4 protein-coding genes and 1 pseudogene are annotated in these 5,050 nt (G+C 63.1%); all 5 read right to left on the reverse strand.

From position 1 onward, the window contains the following. Positions 1–678: pseudogene (locus tag EN906_RS22450) on the reverse strand (HEAT repeat domain-containing protein); the annotation flags it as partial. A 2-nt stretch (positions 679–680) separates the two neighbouring features. Beyond that, on the reverse strand, positions 681–2,423 hold the full coding sequence (locus EN906_RS22455; protein WP_127270467.1) for a YaiO family outer membrane beta-barrel protein: 1,743 nt from the start codon (positions 2,421–2,423) through the stop codon (positions 681–683). After that, positions 2,423–2,815, reverse strand: a complete 393-nt coding sequence (locus tag EN906_RS22460) for a response regulator (RefSeq protein WP_127270163.1) — start codon at positions 2,813–2,815, stop codon at positions 2,423–2,425. Before EN906_RS22460 ends, EN906_RS22455 begins: the two co-directional genes overlap by 1 nt. A gap of 276 nt (positions 2,816–3,091) precedes the next feature. Further along, entirely contained in the window at positions 3,092–3,469 is a 378-nt protein-coding gene (locus EN906_RS22465) for a response regulator (protein ID WP_127270165.1), read from the reverse strand. Positions 3,470–3,474: 5 nt separating this feature from the next. Beyond that, positions 3,475–5,050, reverse strand: a 1,576-nt coding sequence (locus EN906_RS22470; RefSeq protein WP_127375381.1) for an ATP-binding protein, incomplete at its 5' end; no start/stop codon positions are given.

Consider the following 5,050-nt stretch of genomic DNA (forward strand, 5'->3'; position numbering starts at 1 on the left):
CCCACAAACCGGAACCCCGCCGTTGCGGGCAAGCGCATCGATTGCGGCCGCCCTGATGAAAGGCACCGCGTCCTGACGTCCGGCGTAATCCCTGAGCTCGTCGAACCGCTTTGGCGGAAAGCGCCTGAAAAGCTCGATCAGGCGTCGCGAGCGCTGCCCCGCCACGCCGATCTTGCGCAGCGTTACGACCAGCGGCGGCAAGGCGCCAATATCACACAGCGCGATGGCGACGGCGATCCTGACTTCGCGCGAGCGGTCACGATCGAGCGCCGAAAGCAGGTTTGCCACCGCGTTTTCCGAACGCAGCGCCGCCAGCATCTCGGCCGCGTGGACGCGTTCGGCGCCGTTGCCTTTTTCAAGCTGGGTGCCGACAAGGGTCGGCAGGCCACATTCATTGAAGGCTGAAAGGAGCTCGTCGTGCTCCTCGCCACGCAACAGCGAAATAAACTCGAAGCCGGCATCGATCGCCACCCTCGCCGGTACCGCAAGCAGCGCCGTCTTCAATGCCTCGCGATCCCGATTTTCGGTGAAGGCGATCAGCGCCGTCAGAAGAAGGCGCCGCTGATCGGCGCCCGCCGTCCCCCGGCGCTCCTGCAATACCCGACGCACGATCAGCAGAAGCATGATCGCCAGGGAAAGGGCACTGAGCAGGATGGATAGGTGCCAGATGTACAACATGATCAGAACCGCGCGGTTAGGCCGAGCCCGAATGTGGTTCGGTCGAATGTCGGGCGCTGCTCATGGGCGAGGCTGCCGCGCAGCGTCAGCGGATCGGTAACGTCCCAGGAGATGCCGGCAAAGATGGTACGCGTCGGCACCAGCGAGCCGTCGGAGATCTCGGGGGCATCCGCATAGCCACCAAACACATTGACGCTCGGGATAACTGCAACATCGGCTCGCAGGACATAACCATCGGCGCGCGTGCCGATGTCGTCGGCTGCGTGGACCCAACGTGCCGAAAGCCCCAGCCGGCCGTCCAGGACATAGACCTGCACCCAAGGCGAGATTGTGGTGACCTCGGCGGTGGCGAAATTGTCATAGCGAGCATCGATGTTGAGCGAGAACGGACCGAGCGCTTTCGCGGGCGCCATGATCCGCCACGAAGCGCCGGCCCCGACCGAATATCGTGCCAGGAAGTCGGCATCCGGCGTCGCCGCTGCCAGCACATAGGCCGAAACCGTGGCCGAAAAGGCCTGGTCGATGCGGCCGTCGATCTGAACATCGGTGCGACCGTAGCGAGTCGCCATCCGGGTGTGGCCCGAAATGGTCGTCTGCGGGGTGAGCCGATAGGCAAGGCCGGTCGAACTGTCTGTCCAATCACCAAGTCCATCGGTGAGGTCGCTCACTTCGCTACCGATATCGAGCCGCCATTTGCGCGGCGGTGGTGCGGCCAGTCTCTGCTCGATGTCGCGCGAGCCGGGTTCGAGGGCAAGCGCCTGCCGGTAGGCATCGCGCGCGGCGTCGTCGTCGCCACGGGCGCGGCGCACATCGCCGATTCCCACCAGCGCTTCGGCATTGCGCGGATCAATCGCCAGCACCCGCTGAAACGACTGCTCGGCCCGCGTGTAATCCCGCTCGAGCAAAGAAATCCGTGCGTCGAGGGCGATCGCCTCGGCGTTGCCTGGCGCGGTGCCAAGCACATCATCGATCATCGCGCGGGCGCGCGGCACGTCGCCCTGCCAGATCGCCAGCCGGACCTTGCCGAGGCGGGCGTCGAGAAGGCCGGGCTTGATGGCCAGCGCCTGGTCGAAGAAATGCCCGGCCTCGTCGAATTTCTGTTGGGAGCCCGCCACGAGACCCATGGCGACCAGGATGTCGGTGTTTTTAGGCGCCAGCCCGAGCGCGCGGCAATAGGCGTTCTCCGCCTCGGGCAATTGTCCCGCCGCCCGCAATCTCTGGCCCTTCTCCATCAGGCCGGCGACAGGATCCGGCCGCGGCGGGCGCAGCTTCTTCCTCGCGGTCGCAGGCTTCTGCTTGCTGCTGTCGGCCTGCTGGGCCTTGCGGATGTTGGCGACAAGCGTCGCCGCGTCGGCATTGCCCCGCTCGGCACGCGACACCTCTTCTGCCAGTTGCAGCGCGGCGTCCAGATTGCCGGAGCGGAACTCGACCTGAGCGATGCCGAAGCTGGCATCCAGATAGGTCGGCGCAAGCGCAAGCGCCCTGGAAAAGGCTTCACGCGCGGCCGGCAGATTGTTGCGGCCAAGCTCGGCGAAGCCAAGTTGCACCAGGGCATCGGCATTGTCGGGCTTGAGCGCCAGCGCACGCCGCAGCAGCTTCGCCGATTCGTCGAAATGCTGGGCTTGCCTGGCCTTGACGCCGGAGGCGTACAGTTCGTCGACCGCCTGGGCCAGCGCGGCGGCAGGCGCCGTTTCAACCGCCAGGAAAACGCATGCCGCAATGACGGCGCGCCGGCCGCGCCACATCAGCGTTTCCCGCTCTTGCGCGCCAGCAGGCGCGCAAGCCGGGCCAGCAGCTCCTCGGGAATGAAGGGTTTCACAAGGTAGTCGTCGGCCCCCTTCTCAAGGGCCGAGACGATGTCCCTTTCGCCCTTGCGGGCGGTCAGCATGACAACCGGGATTTCCGACAAAGCCGGGTCGCTCTTGATGCGGGCAAGAACCTCCAGGCCGTCGGCCTTGGGCATCATCGCATCGAGCACGATGATGTCCGGCGCCTCATGCTCCGCCTTCAAGAGCGCTTCCGCCCCGTCTATGGCCTTGATGACCTCGTATCCCTTTGCCCTGAGCCTGAATTCCATCAGTTCGAGCAAGAGGGGATCGTCATCGCAAATCAGAACTCTTGCCTTCGCTCCGTTCATCAGCCTTGCTCCGGTTCGCGCCTCGTTTTGCCGCTTGCCCCCCGGAGTGATTGATCCATGAACCGACATCCGCCAACGCGGTTCATGCAGACAGAGACATTCTTCTCAATCTCTCGCCGAGCTCCGCCGATGCTGCGCGATTATAGACAACCTGATTCGCTACGCCTGCACCTCGGCACAATCAGTAGATGAATAAGGCGACATGGTATAGGAGCCGTGAACGGCGTCGCACAGTCTGCAGCCAGACTGCGCTCGGTGCCCACGCCAAACGTCGGATCAGGCGCGCGATAGAAGCAATCTTTTGACTTCACCGGCAAGCGCAAGCGGGTCGAATGGTTTGGCGATCACCCCTACCGCCCCCATCGCCAGATAGCGTTCGACTTCATGCGTCTGGGTGCGCGCGGTGATGAACACCACGGGTATCGAAGCCGTCGGCCCAGACTGGGCCAAGCGCCTCAGCGTCTCCGGTCCATCCATATCCGGCATCATTACGTCGAGCAGAATGAGATCGGGCCGCCATTCGGCGGCATCGACCAGCGCCTGCATGCCGGACGGGCAGGACCGCACCTCGAATTCCGGCTCGAGCTCCAGCGACATCTGGGCGATTTCGCGGATATCGTCCTCGTCATCCACATAGAGAATCCTTGCGGGCATGAGCGTCACTCCTCGGCGTGCGCGGCAGGTTGAGTGCGGGGCGAAACCAACATGCTCCTGACCAGCTTTGCCACATCGATTTCCGACGCCCTGGTCTTGGTCATGATGGCCTGAACCCGATCACCGAGTTTCTGGTCGAGCTCCGCCGCCGAAAACACGATGACCCCGGTCTCGAGCGGCAGATCGACCAGCAGGTCCAACCCCGAGCCATCGGGGAGTGCAATATCCAGGATAACCAGGTCGAAGAGATGCTGCGCGATCGCCTCCCGGGCGTCCTTGAGCGTCTTCGCCGAAGTAATCGAGACACCCGAACCCAACCCCTCCGACATCACCGCAAGCACGCCCTCATCGTCCTCGACATGGAGAATCTTCGGCCTCTGCTCGGTCCTGCCAGCAAGGATCTTGGCAAGGGCGGCGTGAAGCCGCTTTGAATCCACCGGCTTCTCCAGCCAGTCGACGATACCGACGGCGCTGCCGTTGAGCGAGCGCCTGGCCTCATCGGCAACGGCGGAGATGACGATGACCGAAATGTCGGAATTCACCGGCGATGCCCTAATGTCGTGGAAGAGCTTGATGCCGGATTCCCCCGCGAGCTTGATGTCGAGGGTCAAGGCCACGTATTCGCGGGACCGCAGAAGCGCCTTTGCGGTGGCGATATCGGGTGCGACGTCGCTGGAAAAGCCTTCCGCATCCAAGAGTGCCGCAATTACTGCGGCGACGTCGGTCTCGTCTTCACAGATCAGAACCCGTAGGCGGCCATCGGGCTTTCGTTTCAGGTGCGGTGGCGGATACGGCCTTGGTTGGTGCCTGCGTACTTCTGCAAGGTCCACGTGGAACGAGGTTCCCTTGCCTTCCTCGGTTTCGAAGGAAACGGCTCCGCCCAGTTTTTCGGTAATGGCCTTGACGATGCTCAAGCCTAGGCCGGTGCCGCCTATCTTACGGGTGCTGGAGGCGTCGGCCTGCTCGAACTTTCCGAATATACGGCTGCGGAAAGCCTCCGGGATGCCAGCGCCCTGGTCCATCACGGAAATCCGCAGCATGTCGTGGTCATGACGCTGGAATTTCACTGTGACAGTACCGTCGGCATGCGAGAACTTGATCGCATTCGACAGGAGGTTCGCCATCACCTGATGCAGGCGATCCGGATCGATGTTGGCCTCGGCGCGCGGCGCATCGTCGATCAGAACGATCCTGATCCGGCTGTCAGCCATGTAGTTGGAGCTGGCGGCAATGGCCTGCTCCAGGACCTGACGGACAGGCATCTGCTTGATCTTGAAGGTGATCACGCCCGATTCGATCTTCTCCATATCCAGAATGTCGTTGATGAGAAGAACCAGCCTTTCGCTATTGGTGTGCGCGATGTTGACGAGATTGGCGGCCTTGGGCGGCAGTTCGCCGGCCACACCGGCCGCAATCAGGCCAAGCGAGCCGCGGATGGAGGTCAGCGGGGTCCGCAATTCGTGGCTGACCGTGGAAATGAAATCATTCTTGAGCTGCGCGGTGCGCTTCTGCTCGGTGCTGTCGCGATTGTAGGTGATGACGCCGACGCTCTTGCCGGCCTCGTCGCGGAAAGGGGCCTTG

Origin of the sequence: Mesorhizobium sp. M7A.F.Ca.CA.004.06.1.1, assembly GCF_003999135.1 — a bacterium.
Classification (GTDB): Bacteria; Pseudomonadota; Alphaproteobacteria; order Rhizobiales; family Rhizobiaceae; genus Mesorhizobium.